Here is a 16444-nt window from a genome sequence, read left to right as displayed (position 1 = left end):
CGGGGCGAGCGCCGAGGTTTAGGACAGAGGAGCCTATGAACGCACGTCGCTCGACGGTTTGCTTCGCCCTTTTGGCCGGCCTTACTTTCGGGCCGGTTCATGCGCAGGACACCACTCCGACGCCTCCGCCGCAGCAACAGCCCGCGCCCGTCCAGCAGGCGCAGCCGCAGGAAGTCGCGCCCCCGCCACGGGACCAGCGTCAGCCAGAGGAAAAGGGACAGAACTTCGAGCCGAACGAGATTCGCGCGTGGTCGATCCTGACGGATGCAGCGGGGCCGGGACGACCGGCGCATGACCGCGTCCAGGCCATGGCGGCGCTGGGGACGATGGGCAATGACGAGCGTGCGGCGCGGCTGATCGAAGAGGGATTCACTGCCAAGGACTATGACGTGCGCGTCGCGGCCGTCTTGGCTGCCGGACTCACGAAGAACCCGAAATTACTGCCGCCGCTCGAACGCGTGCTGGACGACGACAACTCCCTTGTCGCCTACACCGCCGCGATCACGCTGTGGAAGATGCATGACGAAGCAGGGCAGGACCTGTTGACGGCGGTGGCTCTGGGCGACCACAAAGCTGCCCCGGGACTGATCAAGAGCGAGAAACACAAAGCCGCGAAGGATCTGCACAGTCCGAAGACGATGGCAATGATTGCCGTCAATCAGGGGTCGGGATACTTCCTGGGTCCATTCGGCGTTGGGCTGAAGGCGATCGAGATGGTGAATAAGGACAGCGGAGCCGCGCCACGAGCGGCCGCTATCGATCAGCTCGCGAAACAGCATACCGATCAGGTTCACGAGGTCCTGGTGCAGGACCTGACCGACGGCGAACCAGCTGTGCGAGCCGCGGCGGCAAAGGGCCTGGGCCGTTGGACGGGCGATGACACGGCCAAGCTGGTGCAGCCAATGTTCGGCGACAACAAGCTGGCCGTGCGGCTGACCGCAGCGGCGACCTATCTGCGGGCGATTCACAACATTCCGACGCCGTCGGATTCAGAGTGCGAGTTCTAGAGCTTCCCGGGCCTGACGTACGAATTCGTCTTTAGAAACGAGGGATCGGATGCACGCCTCGCGCAAGCTCGTCACGCTAGCCGTTTTGTTTCCTTTTGTCTTCACAAGTGCGCGATCCTCGGCACAAAAAGTAGTGACACACGCCGACGCAATGATCGTCGGATCGAACACGCCTGTCCAAGAGGCTGAGGAGCCGGAGGTGAAGGCGGCGTCGGCGAGCGTTGAGTCTGCATGGAACATGCTGGCGACAGCGACGCACAAAGCTGTCGTGACACGCATCAGCGCAATGGCAGCGCTGGGAACGATGGGTTCGGACGCGCGTGCGGCGAAGATGATCCGCGAAGGAATGAATGACCCCGACATGGAGGTGCGTACCGCGGCAATCCTCGCAGCAGGACAGACGAAGAATCGCGCGCTGCTTCCGGCGCTGCGTGAACGGCTGAAGGATTCAGAGCCGCAGATTGTCTTTACGGCGGCAGCGACGATGTGGAAGATGGGCGACCGCTCCGGCGAAGAGGTGCTGAAGGCCGTGGCCGACGGTGATCGCAAGGCAACGCCGGGGCTGATGCATGGCGCGAAAAATGATGTGAATCACGAACTGCATCATCCGGGCGAGCTCGCAATGATGGGAGCAACAGACGGTGCGTCGCTGCTGCTTGGGCCGTTCGGATTCGGCATCAGGGCAGTGGAATATATGCGGAAGAGCGGCGGTGATGCATCCAGAGCAGCGGCGATCAACCTGCTTGCGGAGAGCCATGCGCGGGGAATCGACGCGGAGTTGATGGACGCGCTGGATGACAAGGATGCGGCAGTGCGTGCAGCAGCCGCAAAGGCGCTGGGGCAACGCCACGACGCCGCGGCGGTGAAGTCACTGGGTGAACTCTTCAGCGACCCGAAGCTGCCGGTGCGGCTGACTGCGGCAGCAGCGTATATCAACTGCGCGCGCGGCGCCCGAGTCAGAACGTAGGAGATCGAACAAGCCACGCGCGGTTCGGCACGCCTACAATAGCGACGGATGAACACCAGCCTCTTCGAGCTCTTCAAGATCGGTATCGGGCCTAGCAGCTCACACACCGTCGGTCCAATGCGGGCAGCACTGCGGTTTCTGCGGGAGCTCGACGCACAACAGCTTCTCGACAGGGCGGAGTCGATCACCGTCGACCTGTACGGCTCGCTCGCGCTTACGGGACATGGGCATGGCACGGACCGTGCTGTGTTGCTGGGTCTGTCGGGTGAGTCCCCGGATACGGTTGCGCTGGATCAGATCGATTCGATGCTCGAGCGAGTTCGCAAGGAGCACAAGCTGAAGCTGATGGGCCGACGCGATGTGGCGTTCCGAGAGAACGAGCAGCTTCGCTTTCACCGCGATCAGATGTATCCGGACCCGCAGCACCCGACGCATCCGAACGGCATGCGATTTACGGTGTTCGACGCGACGGGGAATGTGGTTGCGTCGGATATCTTCTACTCGGTTGGCGGGGGCTTCATCCTGTCAGCCGCAGAGTTCGAGCAGTCGAGCTCGTCAGTAGCGGCAAAGAGGAATGTGCCGTATCCGTTTTCGAGCGCGGCAGAGTTGTTGCGGCTGGGCGAGGAACATGGGCTCTCCATTGCCGAGATGATCCTGCGCAATGAGGTCTCGCTGCTGGGCGATCCGTCGATCACGCGGCGCATTGACCGCATCGTCTCGCCGGCGCGGCCTGACAATGATGCGCCTCCGGACATGGCAACGCTGACGCCGGAGCAGCAAATCGAGGCGGCGATTCTCACGCTGTGGCACACGATGGAGCGGTGCATCGAGCGCGGGCTGCAGACGGAAGGAACACTGCCTGGCGGATTGAATGTGCGGCGGCGCGCGCCGGGGCTGGCAGCCCGCGCGGCGAGGCTCGACCGTGAAAACAAGGCGCGCGATCCGCTGGCCCCGCTCGACACGGTGACCATGGTGGCCATGGCAGTGAATGAAGAAAATGCCGCTGGAGGGCGCGTGGTGACCGCGCCGACGAACGGCGCCGCGGGTGTGATTCCGGCGATCGCGTACTACTACCTGCACCACGCGAGCGAGGATTTGAGCGACGCCGAGAAGCAGCAGGGTTTGCTGCGCTACTTTCTTGCGGCCGCGGCGGTCGGGATTCTGTACAAGGAGAACGCATCGATTTCGGGCGCGGAGGTTGGATGCCAGGGCGAGGTGGGTGTGGCGTGCTCGATGGCTGCGGGTGGCCTGGTGGCTGCGCTGAATGGGGACAATGCCGCGGTTGAGCATGCGGCGGAGATCGCGATGGAGCACAACCTTGGGATGACGTGCGACCCGATCGGCGGGCTGGTGCAGATTCCATGCATCGAACGCAATGGCATGGGCGCGGTGAAGGCTGTGAACGCGGCCCGGCTCGCGATGAACGATCAAGGCACGCACAAGATTTCGCTGGACCAGGTGATTGAGACGATGTACCGCACGGGCATGGATATGCAGTCTCGGTATAAGGAGACGTCGCTGGCGGGGCTCGCGCTGAACATCATCGAGTGTTGATGGTGAGGGAGCGCGTCGAAGCGCGCTTGTTATAGTGAGCGCAATGGGTGTTCCTTCGCCGAGCGAGTCTTCGCCGCGCCCGCACAGCACGCGGCTGCTCACGTTTGTGCTTGGCAGCCTGTTTCTCGCGAATGGAGGTCAGTGGGCGATCTGCCGGGTTGCAGGGCTGGGCAATCCAGGTGGAATCAAGCAGTACTTTTTGCAGTTTGTGCACGTGCGGCAGTGGACCGATTCGTGGCTGCCGATGCTGAAGTCGCTCGATTATTTCGCGGCGCATCCAACGGAACCAATCTATTACGCGCATCTTTATGACACGCTCATCTACCCGCTGGCGAGCCTGCTGCCGCTCGTTGCGCTGCGCAATCTCGGCCTGAGCGAGCCCGCGATTCTCAAGATTCTGGCGTTGACGTCGTGGCTCGCGGTGCTCGGTGTGGGCGCGGTCTCGTTGTGGATGGGGCAGCGGCTCCTGCGAAGGCGCGGCGTTTCGATTGATTGGAAGTCGATCGTCGCGGTGATGCTGGCGTGCATCGGCTGCTATCCGCTCATCAAGGGATATGCGCTGGGCAACGCGCAGACGTTTCTGTCGTTATTGTTCGCAGCGTTGCTGCTGCTGTGGACGGAAGGACGCGAGCGATCGGCGGGTGTGGTTGCGGCGCTGCTTGCGTTCGTGAAACCGCAGTATGGGCTGCTGTGGATCTGGATGATTGTGCGCCGACGGTGGAATGCCGCGGTCGCGTTTCTTGTGTGCGCTGTCGTGCTGATCGCATTCTCGACGCTCGTCTTCGGCTGGCACAACAACCTCGATTACATTCATGTGCTCTCGAGCTTGAGCAGGAAGGCGCAATCGCACTACGGCAACCAGTCAATGTTTGGCACGCTGAATCGAGTGATCGGCAATGGCGAAAACATCAGCTACACGCCGCATCTGTACACGCCTTATATCGCGTGGGTTTATCACGTCACGCTGATCACCGGGCTCGTGCTTATTGGCGGTGCGCTGGTGTTCCCATGGGGTAAGCTGCGGGGATCGACGGCTGATCTAGCAGCAACCGGCTTGGCTTCTGTGGTTTCGTCGCCGATGGCGTGGGAGCACCACTACGGCATCGTTTTCGCGATTGCCGCGTGGGTGTGGTTTGCGTATGGATGCTGGCAGCAGCGGCCACCATGGCTGCTGGCGCTGGCGAGTTTTCTCACGCTGAACGCGCTGACTGCAACGAACTTTCTGGCGCCACATCGCGGCTGGAATGTGCTGCAGTCCTACCTGTACTTCGGTGCGCTGCTGATGCTGTTTGTGCTGATGCGGCTGGCGCGGAATGTCACGAACGGCGTAACCGAGCCGGCGCCATAAAATAAAAAGCGCGGCAGATCGCCGCGCTCCGTTGCAGGACTACTTTGCGAATCAGGCTGCGGTTTCGTTTTCGAAGTAGAGATACTTTCTCCACGCGGCATCCGCGCTGCCTATCATGCGCATGATGTGGCGGCTGGTGTGCAGCGTGAATGGGCGAGGCTCGCGCAGTAGCTTCATATCCAGGAGCTCATGCAGCATATGGCTGCCTTTGCGGCGGTTGCACTCCCGGCAGCAGGCCACAAGATTTTCCCAGGTGGAGAGGCCGCCGCGCGAACGCGGAACCACATGATCCAGAGTCAGCTCGGCGGACGTGAGCACGTTCTGGCAATACTGGCAGGTGTTGCGATCGCGCAGCAGGATGTTCTTGCGGCTGAGAGCGCGCGTCTGGTGCGGAATGCGGCGGTACTCCAGCAGGCGAATCACGCTCGGCATCTGGATATTCATGCGGTGCGAATGCAGCATGCTTCCCTGCTCTTCCTCGGTGCGCGCGACGCCCTTGAGCACCAGAACCAGCGCACGCCGGGCGCCACAGATGTTGATCGGCTCGTAGCTTGCGTTGAGCACGAGCACTGGCGTCTGCATGGCCGGTTGTCTGAACACGCCCGAGCGAATCTCCAGCGCCTCCGCGCGCGCGGTGCCGGGCACCGGCTGCGTGGTGTGGTGTCGATTGCGCTTCCCTCTCATCTTGCCCGTCTGCATCACAACCCTCCCCAAGGTTCCGATTGCCTAAAAACTCGCCTGCGCCTCCGTTGTCTGCACAGGCACCGCATCCCAACGCGCGACCATCTCCTCGCCGAAACGATCGGCAGTGAGAACTTTGACACTCTCCGGCTGCGCCTTCGCGACCGTCGCGACCCAGACCTTCGCCGCGCCGGCGCGGCGCAGAACACGCGCACATTCTCGCGCCGTTGCTCCGGTGGTCATGATGTCGTCAATCAGCAGCACCTCGCGCCCGCGTATTGGTGTCGCATCGATTACGCGAAAAGCTCCGCGCAGACTCTTACGCCTCTCGTGGGGCTGCAGAGTAAACAATGCATGCGTGTCCTTCACGCGAGCGAATGATTTGGTGTCGAGCTGAAACTTCCATCCGCGGCGCAGCTTGCGCAGGCGCTTCATGGCGGACTCAGCGAGCAGCTTCGACTGATTGAAGCCGCGGCTACATTCGCGCGCCGCGAAGAGCGGGACGGGAATCACGAGCAGCTCGCGCGCCGTCTCACCTTCGAGTTTGAGGATGGCTTGGGCGAGATAGTCACCGAGGAGATGTCCGGCAACTTCGCGCACGCCGTTGAACTTGAGCAGGTGCAGCATCTCGCGGACTTCAGCGTCGTACTCCGCATAGGCGACAGCGCGCGCGAACTCCGGCGGAGCCAGCCTGCACATCGTGCACTCAGATGTTCCCATCGCGGCAGCGAACCGCGCGGACTCCATTCCCAGCGCATCGCCACACCGGCTGCAGAGCACGTTGGACAGCTCGTCTTGCGGCTTTACGCTCGCAACACAACTCTCACAAACGCCTGCCCGGCTGATTGAGAGCATTGGCCCGCCGCACAGACGGCAATCGCCCGGCCAGACAGCATTCGTCACGTCGACGACAGCCCCACCAACCGCCGCCTTGCAACTTCGGAGCACGCGCGTTACAGCGCGCCAGCTACCGGCCTCACCTGCCTCGCGGCCAGGCGGCCCTCCGTTTTCGAGCCGGACATCCTCGACGATTACGCTGAAGACGGACCTCACCCGCGGCACCGCACGAAGAAACGCCAGCTGTGCCTATGCGCGCATTATAGCTCTGCCGGGTTTGGGCTGCAATCCTTGCTTGACGCGCGCTAAACGGCCGAGAACCATGCGTGATGCCCGTTCGCTACGCTAAACTCGGCGCGATACTATGCAACCACTTACGCAGCTTTCTCCTGACGAACAGCTCTTTCGCTCCACTGTCCGCGACTTTGCCCGAACCGAGATCGCACCCCTCGTCCGTACGATGGATGAGCAGGCGCACTTTGACGCCGGCCTTCTGCGCAAGCTGCACGAGCTCGGTTTCATGGGCATTCAGATTCCGGAGCAGTACGGCGGCGCGGCGGGCACGCTGTTTGAGGCGGTTCTGGCTGTTGAGGAAATCTCGGCCGTCGATCCTGCCGTCGGAGTGCTGGTCGATGTGCAAAACACGCTGGTGATTAACGCGCTGCTGCTCTGGGGGACCGACGCGCAGAAGAAACAATATCTTCCGGCATTGGCCACCAGGGCCACCGGGTCGTACGCACTGTCTGAAGCAGCGTCCGGCTCCGATGCCTTTGCGCTGCAGTGCCGGGCTACGCGTGATGACGCGACGGGCGACTACATACTCAACGGAGCGAAGCTGTGGATCACGAATGCGCTCGAGTCGTCGATCTATCTTGTGTTTGCAACGATCGATCCGGCGCTCGGCTACAAGGGGATCACCTGCTTCATCGTCGAGAAGGGCGCGCAGGGATTCACGATCGGTCGGGAAGAAGACAAGCTCGGAATCCGCGCCAGCTCTACGTGTGAGCTGCGCTTTGACAACTGCCGTGTACCTGCGGCGAACGTGCTCGGTGAGCCGGGCAAGGGTTACAAGATTGCAATTGAGACGCTGAACGAAGGCCGCATCGGCATCGGAGCGCAGATGCTGGGGCTTGCGGCTGGCGCTTGGCGTCATGCGGCGCGATATGCCAAGGAGCGCAAGCAGTTCGGCAAAGCGCTCGCCGATTTTCAGGCAATGCAGTTCCAGCTCGCGCGCATGGCAACCGAGATTGAGGCGGCACGACTGCTGGTCTACAACGCCGCACGGTTGAAGGATGCGGGCGCGCCTTATCTCAAAGAGGCTGCGATGGCGAAGCTGTACGCCTCCGAGGTGGCGGAACGTACGGCATCGCTTGCCGTCGAGGTCTTCGGCGGTGCGGGATTCGTGAAGGACTATCCCGTCGAGAAGTTCTACCGCGACGCGAAGATCGGCAAGATCTACGAGGGCACAAGCTTCATGCAACTCGCCACGATTGCGAAGATCGTTCTCGCCGACGCTTAATCGCCACACGTACAATTCACGCGCGAGTGCCACGATGCCTATTACAAATCAGCGTACCGTCGAAGCATCGATTGTCAGTGACTTCTCGAATCGTCTGAGCTACTCGGGCTATCTGTCGCTCGAGGGTCTGCTGGCGCAGCAGCACCCCCTCTCGCAGCCGGAGCATCACGACGAGCTGCTGTTCATCATTCAGCACCAGGTTTCGGAGCTATGGATGAAGCTGCTCATTCATGAGCTCACGTCAGCGATCGACAATCTGCGTCACGACCGCCTCCCGCCCACGCTGAAGATTCTCTCGCGCGTGAAACTCGTCCAGATGCAGCTCTTCGAGCAATGGGCGGTGCTGGAGACGCTCACGCCCTCGGAATACATGGAGTTTCGTGGCGTGCTCGGCAATGCATCCGGCTTTCAGTCGTTTCAATATCGCAAGCTGGAGCTTCTGCTCGGCAACAAGAACGCGGCGACAATCAAGGTCTTCGAACATGATCCGGAGATTCATCGAGAACTCGAACGCACGCTGCATTCGCCGAGCCTTTACGACGAATTCCTGCGCTATCTCGCACGGCATGGCTATGCGGTTCCTGCCGAGGCGATAGAGCGCGACTGGTCGCGGCCGTACACGCGCAACGACGCGATCGTGCGAATCTTCCGCGAGATCTACGCCGATAGCCGCCGCCACTGGGAGGCTTATGAGATGTGCGAGAAGCTTGTGGATGTCGAAGAATATTTTCAGCTCTGGCGCTTCCGCCACCTGAAGACAGTCGAGCGCATTATTGGATTTCGTCCGGGAACGGGCGGATCATCCGGTGCCAGCTTCCTGCGACAAGCGCTCGACCTCACGTTCTTTCCGGAGTTGCTGACATCACGCACTGAAGGGCCTAAAGAATGAGCATTGCAGACGCCGTCGCCGCGCTTGGCCCGGGCCCGTTAACCGAAGAGTCCGTCACGACGCACATCTTTCCGCTGTTCTCGCGCACGCTTGCGGCGCCTGGCATCTACCTCGAGAACCACTCGCTAGGACGGCCGCTCGATCAAACCGAAGAGGATGTTCGCGAGGCTGCGCAGCTCTGGCAGACAAAGCTCGGCGGCGCCTGGATGGAGTGGACGCAGGCTGAACGAGACCACCGCGCCCGCATTGCGCAGATCATCAACGCACCGCGTCCTGACTGCATCGTGCCCAAGGTCTCAGCCGGGCAAGGTCTTCGCACGGTGCTCAACGCGATGCCCGGCATACCGCGCGTCACCGCGACCACAGCCGAGTTCGATTCAGTTGACGTCATCGTCAAGCAATATGCGGCCGCGGGGCGCATTCAGTTGCAGCTCATCTCCGTTCACGAGCCGGACGGCGGGCTCAATCTCACGCCAATCGAGAACGCCGTCGCCGCCGGCGCGGACCTCGTGATCCTGCCGCAGGTCTTCTTCATGACCGCGCAGCTCGTCCCAGACCTCGATCGACTCGCCCATCACTGCCATGCGCACAACGCGCGCCTGCTCGTCGATGCCTACCATTCCATCGGCGTGTTCCCCGTTGATGTGACCGCCATGCAAGCCGACTTCGTCATCGGCGGCAGCTACAAATACCTCCGCGGAGGGCCCGGCGCGGGATTCCTGTATCTCTCGCCCGCGGCGCTCAACAGTGGCCTGCACCCGCTTGATATCGGCTGGTTTGCCAAAGAGCAGGTCTTTGGCTTCGATCGTCCGAACCCTCCCCGCTTCGCTCCGGGCGGCGATGCCTTCCTCGAGTCCACACCGGCCGTGTTCACCTACTACCAGGCTCGCGCCGGCCAGCAGTTCACGCTGGCGGTCGGCGTGGATCGCATCCGCGCGTACACGCTCGATCGGCTGCAGCGCCTGAAGCGTTATCTCACTGAAGTTGGCGTCACTTCCCGCGGTGGAAATGAATCTCACGGCGGCTTTCTGACCGTGAATCACCCCGACGCGCGCGCGATTGTAAACACGCTGCACGAGCACGGTGTTCACGCGGACGCCCGGCCAAACACCATTCGCCTGGGCCCCGACTTGCTCTCGACCGACACGGGGCTCCGCCACGCGGCCCACACCGTTGGCCAGGTCGTCCTCTCCTGATTCGTTCGCGGCGCAGCGGAAGGCGACCGATTCTGGCTGTCGTGCAGCCAACCCGGCTTACGCGGTACTCTTAAGGCACGGTGTCCGTCTCCGCCACATCTACGGCCGTCCGAGCCCGCGCCCGCAGCCACAGCGTGTCCCTGCTCTCGGACTACTTCATCCTGACGAAGCCGCGCGTGTCCGCGATGGTGGTGCTCACTGCGGCCGGCGGATACTTCCTCGGCTGCCTGCGCTCGGGCATCAGCCCATTCAGCCTCAGCCTGGTGCAGGCACTGTTCGGCATTGCGCTCGTGACCGCAGGATCCAGCGCGCTGAACCAGGCCTTTGAGCGCGTCACCGACCGCCGCATGCCGCGCACCGCGCAGCGGCCCATGGCTCAGCATCGCATCGGGCTCGCCGCCGGGCTCATTACAGGATTTCTGCTTACGTTCTTCGGCTCGCTGTATCTCGTCTGGACGACGAACCTGCTCACCGGCACACTGACGCTGTTGACCGCCGTGACGTACGTCGGCATCTATACCCCGCTGAAGCGGATGACGCGCCTCAATACCTTCATCGGCGCGTTTCCGGGAGCCGCTCCTCCGCTCATCGGCTGGACCGCTGCACGCGGGGTCATCGAGTGGCCCGCGATTGCACTCTTCGCGATCCTGTTCATCTGGCAGTTTCCGCACTTCATGGCCATCGGCTGGATGTACCGCAAGGACTACGGCGCGGCCGGAATTCGCGTGACTGCGACCCAGCAGCCGGTAACGCGCGCGGCGCGCAGCTCTGTCTTGCAGGCCCTGTTCTACGCCGTGCTGATGATCCCCATCAGCCTCTGGCCCACGTATTTGCACGTCACCGGCATACCGTACGCACTCGCCGCGTTCGCGCTGGGCACCTGGTACCTCTACGCCACGATTCGCTTCGCGCGCATCGCTCGCAACCCCGAAGATCCGGAGAATCGCATCGTCGCGCGCAACCTGTTGAAGGTTTCTGTGATGTACCTCCCGTTGCTTCTGCTGGCGATGGCGCTCAACGCGCAAGGGCGTCTGCTCTTCTAACCGACGATGCCCACGCTCACCGCGCAGAATCCCAACTACCGCACGCCGCCCTCCGTCATCTGGAGCATCATCGCCGTTAGCGCGCTGGCGTCGGCGCTTCTCGCCTGGATCGTCTACTTCCACCCACCGACCGACCTCGGGGGCACCCACCTTGCGTTTCTTCCCGCAGTCGACGCCGTCCTCAACGCAATCTGTACGGTATTTCTTCTCCTTGGCTTCGGCTTCATCCGGCGCGGCAACATCATCGCCCATCGCAACAGCATGTTCGGCGCATTCATCACGTCGTGCGCCTTCCTGGTGGCCTACGTCACCAATCATGTACTGCATGGCGACCTGCTTTTCCCAAAAACGCATCCCACAGCGCGCGCCATCTATCTGTGGGTTCTGCTCACCCCGCACATTCTCATTGCGACCATCTGCCTGCCGCTGATTCTCATCACGTTCTTTCTCTCGCTCACCGGCCGATTCCCGATTCATCGTCGCGTCGCGCGCTGGACCTGGCCGCTCTGGTTATATGTCTCCGTCTCCGGCGTCGTCGTTTATGCGATGCTCGCCGCCTATCGTTGAAACCCATGCAATCGGATACTCGCAAGATACTCAAAATCGGTTCGATCCTCGTCGTCGCCGGAGTCATTGCCGCTGCGCTGATGCTGACCGTCTTCGGAGGCGTGACGCACCAAGGTCCCCACACGAACCTCGGCTGGATCGCGCTGGTAGTCGTGATGGGCTGCCTTCCGCTCGGCTTCATCACGCTGCTGCTCGGCGTCGCCAAGCTCCTCGGCAACCGGGCTAGCTAATCAAGACCGCTGCAATCGCCAACGCGAGGCTGCTATCCTGTCGGCCTCGAGGGTCCCGCGCAGTGAAATCCGCGTTGAAATTTCTGCTCATTGCTCTCATCGCACCAAGTTGTCTCTCACTCAACGCTCAGAGCCCGAACCCTCCCTCACCCCAGCCGCAACTCTCTCCTAAGGCCGCTTACGACCAGGCCATGCAGCCGCTGACCACCACGCGGGCTCAGGTCTCCAACTGGTCGGACGCCGAAATCGCGGCACTCAAGGTCACCATCGCACGCGCTGCGGACGCCTGTGCAGCTCGCCACCCGGCCGACCTTGACGGTGACGCACTTATTGATCTCGCCAAACTCTGCGCACTCGGACAGACATGGAACGCTGTCGTCGAGGCCACAACCCGCTATATCCAATCCGACAGCCCCGCAAAGCCACTTCTGGCCGACGCGTACGCAGCCCAGATCGACGCCAACCTGCACTTGAAGAATGAGCCCGCCGCGTTGTCCGGCGCTCGCACCATGCTTGCCATCGTTCCCTACGACGAACTCGCCGCCGAGACCATCGACGAAGCGCTCGCCTACATGCAGTTCGCCCACACGGCCGACGCGCTCTCGCTCGCGGCACTCCGCCAGCCGCTCATCCTCACTCGCTTAAAAGCGGCAGCATCCCCCTCCGCTCCTGCACCCTCCGAAGCCTCTTCTGCAGCCTCGGCGCAGTGCATCCATACGCTCTATAACGACGGCCTGGCCCTGGCCGCCCTGGATCAGCTTGCAGGAAGGCTCCAGGCGGCTGTGGAAACGATCGCCTCTCTGGACGCGGCACTCCCCCCAGCGCTGCCATCCGACGACTCTCTCATGATCGCGACGGCGCGGCGTCGTTACGCTCTACTCGGACACCCGCTGCCCGCGCTCCGGCCTCTCAGCTACCTGCGCAGCAACGAGCCGCTGCCGCAGCTCCCGGCCCGGAATGCAATCACCGCACTCCTGGTCTTTCCCGACTGGTGCGCCCAGTGCGTTCGCATGGGCCAGCGCTTCCCCGAGACCGTCTTCACCGTCGCGGGCCACGAGGCTTATCTCTATGGCGTGCTGGCCGAGACCGTCCCGCCGGCCAAAGCGCCGCTCGCCGAGGGCTTTGATCCCGCGGACTCCAGCCTGCTGCTCAACGGCACGCCAACCATCGTTCTCACCCCCTCGGTCCTCGACCGGCTGGCCGTCGATGCCGTTCCGTTCCTTCTGCTCACCGACGCCACCGGCACAGTCCGGGTCGCGCAATCCATTGACCCCAGTGCCATTCAGCCGGGCAACACCGTCGATACGGCGATCGCCTGTGTAGGCGCCCACTGGCCGCTCCAGACAGCCAACCGGAGGATCACGGCTTCCACGAAAAAGCCCTCCGTTCCGGGCCGTGCGCGCTGATCGCCCGCGCTTTTTTCCTCCCTCATTCTGCTATCCTCAACTTCGGAAACGGAGCAACCATGGCACGTGGCGTCAACAAAGTTATCCTCCTCGGCAACGTAGGCAAGGACCCCGAAATTCGTACCACCCAGGGCGGCATGACCGTCGCCAGCTTCTCGCTCGCGACCGCGGAGCGCGCCAAGGATCAGCAAGGCAACTGGACCGACAAGACCGAGTGGCACAACCTCGTCGCCTTCCAGCGGACCGCCGAGATCGTGCGCGACTACGTCAAGAAGGGCTCTCAGCTCTACATCGAAGGAAAGATCTCCACCCGCTCCTGGGACGACAAGGAGTCCGGTCAGAAGAAGTACCGCACCGAAATTCTCGTCAATGACCTGCAGCTCCTCGGCGGCCGCGGTGAAGGCGCTTCATCGGGCGGCGGTGACCGCAGCGAACGTTCCTCGGGCGGCTACGCCACCAACGCCTACAGCCGCCCTGCCCCCAGCGCACCCGCAAACGACTACGCCGATCAGGGCATCACCGATGAGGACATCCCCTTCTAAACGGACTATGTACTCCGTTTCCTGACCATGCGCCGTCCGTTTTTTCCCTTACTTGCGCTCGCTCTCGCGGCCATCTCCGCACATGCGCAGCGCCACAGCGGGATTACCTCTCCGCCCACCGCGCCGCCGCCTCCGCAGGCGGCTCTGCCTGCTCCTGCGCCGATCGTTCCGGTCAGCTCCGGCCTCGGTCCGCTGGTCTTCACCCAGGCGAACGCTCTCGAGCCCGCACCGGAATCACTGGTTGCCCAGCTTCAGGCTGACGACGACCGCATCCGCGCAGCAGCCTTGTCCGCCATCGGTGCGCCGAGCTCTTACATCTCGCGCGAGCACGCTCCCGTGCCACACTCCATCCAGATCAACTACGTTGCGCTCGGCAGTTCCGGCGAGCTGGATGCGATCGTTACCGTCGAGCTCGACCTTCATCTCGTCAGCGCGATCCTCGTTCCCTCCGGCAGCGAGTGGCGCCGCGTCGGCACAGTCACCTACGCGACCAACTTTGCCGACCCGACCACCAACCTCGGGACGTTTCTGCGCACCGTGCGCTCGCTTCTCGGTCCGGAGCACTACACCGCAATCTTCCGAGGTGTCACCGTTACGCCTGACGGTGACCTCACTGAGCACGAGGCTCACCTGAGCGTCTTCAACGGACACGCGGCGATCACCATCAGCTTTGCTTCGGCGGAACGGGTCTGTGAAACCGCGCACCTGCAGGCGAAAACACCGCACGGAGACTGCGACCTCACCGAGCGCTGGCTGCAGGGCGAGCCGGCGCTGGGCGGCGCCGCCGCGGTTCTCGTCACCGCAACCGGCCGCGTGGGCGTGCATGACGCGATCGATCCGGTCTCGCGCATGCGCCTCTTCGACTTTTCCCACACCCGCAACTACGAGTGCCAGCCGTTCGAGTTCAGCGATGAGACCTCGCATTACGAGCCCACCGCAAACTCCGCGCCCTGCTTCGAAAGCGTGAAGCCCGCAACTCCGCCCGTCCCAGTCCCCAAGCCTGGGCAACCTGCAGCGGCCAAGCCCGAAAAACCGACCCCATCGCCGGCACCCGGCGGAGTGTCCCCTGACCGCCAGTTCAGACGCTCCGCAGCCCAGCCGTAATCCACAGCTCGCCGGACAGACATCGCGCCCGGCAGCGTCCAATCCTTCGTATGCCTTTGAAAGACGTCGCTCGCTGCCTCGCGGCAGCCCTGATTTGCTCTGCAGCAACGCACGCGCAGAAGCTCCAGCCGCACACCATTTCCTACGCCCCCGGCAAGTCGATCACCCTTTCCCTGCCAGCGGATCTCGACATCGAAGTCGCTGCCAGCGGATTGCGGCGCGTGCGCTTCATGGCTCAAGCGCCCGACGGCCGCATCTTCGCCACCGGCATGTACAACCTCGCCGACAACACGCGCGGCACCGTCTTCATCCTCGACGGCTGGAACCCGCAGACCCATCGATGCACGCGCGTCATCCACTATCTCGACCATCTGCGCAATCCGAACAACCTTGCCTTCTGGACCGACCCCGCAACCCACCAGAGCTGGCTGTATCTCCCACTCACCGACAAACTCGTCCGCTACAAATACAACGCCGGCGACCTACATCCAACCTCCGCACCCGAGACCCTCATCCGCTTCCCCGACTACGGCCTCAACTACAAGTACGGCGGCTGGCACTTGACCCGCACAGTCGCGATCGCGGACCTCCACGGCCATACGCGCGTCTACGTCTCCGCGGGTTCCTCTTGCAATTACTGCCAGGAGCGCGAAGTCCTGCGCGCGGCAGTCGTTAGCATGAATCCCGATGGAAGCGATCAGCATCTCGTTGCGCAAGGCCTGCGCAACGCCGTCGACCTCCGCTTCATCCCTGACCTGGACCACGGCGCGCTCTTCGCCACCAACATGGGCGACGACCACCTCGGCGACAACCTGCCCGAAGACACATTTTTCGAGCTCGACTCCAACGGTCGCCCCGGGTCGATCGCAACCACGCGGCCACCGAACTACGGCTGGCCAACCTGCTACTTCGCCAACGGTAAGCCCGTTCACGACACCACACCCCTGCCCGCCATGCCCCCGCCCGGCGACCTCACCACTGAATCCGAACGCCCGGCCAACGCCGGGATCCCCTCACACGGCATCGACACAACTCAACCCAGGCTCGGCGCCAGCAACAACAGCGCAGACTCAATCTATGGTGCGCAATCCGCCGGTATCGCGACCGCCGGCACCAACCTCGCCGCCCAAAACCGCGGCGCCGACCCGAACGCCAACCTCGGCACCGCGCCCCAGCCACTCTCCTCCTGCGAACGCGTCGCCGCCGCCTACACCACCTTCGCGGCGCACAGCTCGCCCCTCGGTTTGGCCTGGTTCGGCGCAGACAACCCATTGCTCCACTCGAATTTCCTGGTTGCGCTCCACGGCGCCGGCCATCCACGCATCGGAACTGGCTACCGCGTGGCCCGTTTCACTCCCGGAGACCACACGCCACGAACCTTCATCTCAGGATTTCTCACCACCGTTGCCGGCAAGCCCGCAGTTCATGGCCGCCCCTGCGGCATTCTGCGCGTCGGCCCCGACACCTTCCTGCTGACCGACGACTATCTCGGCCTCGTCTACTACATCCACCCCAGCGCAAGTAGTTAGTGCTCAGTAAGAATCGTCCTCGCCT

16 protein-coding genes are annotated in these 16444 nt (G+C 62.9%); 14 read left to right on the top strand and 2 right to left on the bottom strand.

Annotated features, from left to right (window positions below; translation table 11 throughout):
* The first annotated feature begins 35 nt into the window (after positions 1-35).
* From VGU25_18070 to VGU25_18055, 4 genes are read left to right on the top strand one after another with little or no spacing between them, the layout of a single operon-like run.
* Positions 36-1007, top strand: coding sequence for a HEAT repeat domain-containing protein (locus VGU25_18070; GenBank protein HEV2579118.1), 972 nt, complete (start codon positions 36-38; stop codon positions 1005-1007).
* 49 nt (positions 1008-1056) lie between these two features.
* Complete coding sequence (locus VGU25_18065; GenBank protein ID HEV2579117.1) at positions 1057-1974, top strand: HEAT repeat domain-containing protein; 918 nt, start codon at positions 1057-1059, stop codon at positions 1972-1974.
* 48 nt (positions 1975-2022) lie between these two features.
* Positions 2023-3528 (top strand): L-serine ammonia-lyase, encoded by a 1506-nt coding sequence (locus VGU25_18060; GenBank protein HEV2579116.1) that lies wholly within the window; start codon positions 2023-2025, stop codon positions 3526-3528.
* A gap of 43 nt (positions 3529-3571) precedes the next feature.
* The gene (locus VGU25_18055) at positions 3572-4876 is read left to right on the top strand and encodes a glycosyltransferase family 87 protein (GenBank protein ID HEV2579115.1); all 1305 of its coding nucleotides are present in this window, start codon (positions 3572-3574) and stop codon (positions 4874-4876) included.
* A gap of 51 nt (positions 4877-4927) precedes the next feature.
* Here VGU25_18055 and VGU25_18050 read toward each other — a convergent pair whose 3' ends face one another.
* Together VGU25_18050 and VGU25_18045 are read right to left on the bottom strand one after the other, a co-directional pair.
* Positions 4928-5575, bottom strand: a complete 648-nt coding sequence (locus VGU25_18050; GenBank protein ID HEV2579114.1) for an HNH endonuclease — start codon at positions 5573-5575, stop codon at positions 4928-4930.
* A 27-nt stretch (positions 5576-5602) separates the two neighbouring features.
* Positions 5603-6619: a ComF family protein gene (locus VGU25_18045; protein ID HEV2579113.1), complete on the bottom strand. Its 1017-nt coding sequence runs from the start codon at positions 6617-6619 to the stop codon at positions 5603-5605.
* 139 nt (positions 6620-6758) lie between these two features.
* Here VGU25_18045 and VGU25_18040 point away from each other — a divergent pair, with 139 nt between their 5' ends.
* The 10 genes from VGU25_18040 (at position 6759) to VGU25_17995 (ending at position 16419) form a co-directional block, all read left to right on the top strand.
* Entirely contained in the window at positions 6759-7913 is a 1155-nt protein-coding gene (locus tag VGU25_18040; protein HEV2579112.1) for an acyl-CoA dehydrogenase, read from the top strand.
* Between the two features lie 34 nt (positions 7914-7947).
* The gene (locus tag VGU25_18035) at positions 7948-8802 is read left to right on the top strand and encodes a tryptophan 2,3-dioxygenase family protein (GenBank protein HEV2579111.1); all 855 of its coding nucleotides are present in this window, start codon (positions 7948-7950) and stop codon (positions 8800-8802) included.
* Entirely contained in the window at positions 8799-9998 is a 1200-nt protein-coding gene (locus tag VGU25_18030; protein HEV2579110.1) for an aminotransferase class V-fold PLP-dependent enzyme, read from the top strand. The genes VGU25_18035 and VGU25_18030 overlap by 4 nt, the downstream gene beginning before the upstream one ends.
* A gap of 134 nt (positions 9999-10132) precedes the next feature.
* On the top strand, positions 10133-11041 hold the full coding sequence (gene cyoE / locus VGU25_18025; GenBank protein HEV2579109.1) for a heme o synthase: 909 nt from the start codon (positions 10133-10135) through the stop codon (positions 11039-11041).
* A 6-nt stretch (positions 11042-11047) separates the two neighbouring features.
* Positions 11048-11608, top strand: a complete 561-nt coding sequence (locus tag VGU25_18020; protein HEV2579108.1) for a DUF420 domain-containing protein — start codon at positions 11048-11050, stop codon at positions 11606-11608.
* Positions 11609-11613: 5 nt separating this feature from the next.
* A complete protein-coding gene (locus VGU25_18015; GenBank protein ID HEV2579107.1) occupies positions 11614-11838 on the top strand; it encodes a hypothetical protein in 225 nt (74 codons plus the stop codon).
* A 74-nt stretch (positions 11839-11912) separates the two neighbouring features.
* Positions 11913-13244 (top strand): hypothetical protein, encoded by a 1332-nt coding sequence (locus VGU25_18010; protein HEV2579106.1) that lies wholly within the window; start codon positions 11913-11915, stop codon positions 13242-13244.
* A 59-nt stretch (positions 13245-13303) separates the two neighbouring features.
* Complete coding sequence (locus VGU25_18005) at positions 13304-13786, top strand: single-stranded DNA-binding protein (protein HEV2579105.1); 483 nt, start codon at positions 13304-13306, stop codon at positions 13784-13786.
* Between the two features lie 27 nt (positions 13787-13813).
* Positions 13814-14890, top strand: coding sequence for a hypothetical protein (locus VGU25_18000; GenBank protein HEV2579104.1), 1077 nt, complete (start codon positions 13814-13816; stop codon positions 14888-14890).
* A 50-nt stretch (positions 14891-14940) separates the two neighbouring features.
* Positions 14941-16419 (top strand): hypothetical protein, encoded by a 1479-nt coding sequence (locus VGU25_17995; protein ID HEV2579103.1) that lies wholly within the window; start codon positions 14941-14943, stop codon positions 16417-16419.
* Positions 16420-16444: the final 25 nt, after the last annotated feature.

This window comes from Acidobacteriaceae bacterium (assembly GCA_035944135.1).
GTDB lineage: Bacteria > Acidobacteriota > Terriglobia > Terriglobales > Acidobacteriaceae > Granulicella.
The sequence above is the reverse complement of the archived record's forward strand: the minus strand, read 5'-3'. Positions and strand labels throughout refer to the sequence as shown.

Coding starts and splice junctions, on each gene's coding strand:
- VGU25_18040 (HEV2579112.1), top strand. CDS start 6,759: ATGCAACCACTTACGCAGCTTTCTCCTGACGAACAGCTCTTTCGCTCC.
- VGU25_17995 (HEV2579103.1), top strand. CDS start 14,941: ATGCCTTTGAAAGACGTCGCTCGCTGCCTCGCGGCAGCCCTGATTTGC.
- VGU25_18050 (HEV2579114.1), bottom strand. CDS start 5,575: ATGCAGACGGGCAAGATGAGAGGGAAGCGCAATCGACACCACACCACG.
- VGU25_18070 (HEV2579118.1), top strand. CDS start 36: ATGAACGCACGTCGCTCGACGGTTTGCTTCGCCCTTTTGGCCGGCCTT.
- VGU25_18030 (HEV2579110.1), top strand. CDS start 8,799: ATGAGCATTGCAGACGCCGTCGCCGCGCTTGGCCCGGGCCCGTTAACC.
- VGU25_18020 (HEV2579108.1), top strand. CDS start 11,048: ATGCCCACGCTCACCGCGCAGAATCCCAACTACCGCACGCCGCCCTCC.
- VGU25_18005 (HEV2579105.1), top strand. CDS start 13,304: ATGGCACGTGGCGTCAACAAAGTTATCCTCCTCGGCAACGTAGGCAAG.
- VGU25_18015 (HEV2579107.1), top strand. CDS start 11,614: ATGCAATCGGATACTCGCAAGATACTCAAAATCGGTTCGATCCTCGTC.
- VGU25_18000 (HEV2579104.1), top strand. CDS start 13,814: ATGCGCCGTCCGTTTTTTCCCTTACTTGCGCTCGCTCTCGCGGCCATC.
- VGU25_18060 (HEV2579116.1), top strand. CDS start 2,023: ATGAACACCAGCCTCTTCGAGCTCTTCAAGATCGGTATCGGGCCTAGC.
- VGU25_18055 (HEV2579115.1), top strand. CDS start 3,572: ATGGGTGTTCCTTCGCCGAGCGAGTCTTCGCCGCGCCCGCACAGCACG.
- VGU25_18065 (HEV2579117.1), top strand. CDS start 1,057: ATGCACGCCTCGCGCAAGCTCGTCACGCTAGCCGTTTTGTTTCCTTTT.
- VGU25_18035 (HEV2579111.1), top strand. CDS start 7,948: ATGCCTATTACAAATCAGCGTACCGTCGAAGCATCGATTGTCAGTGAC.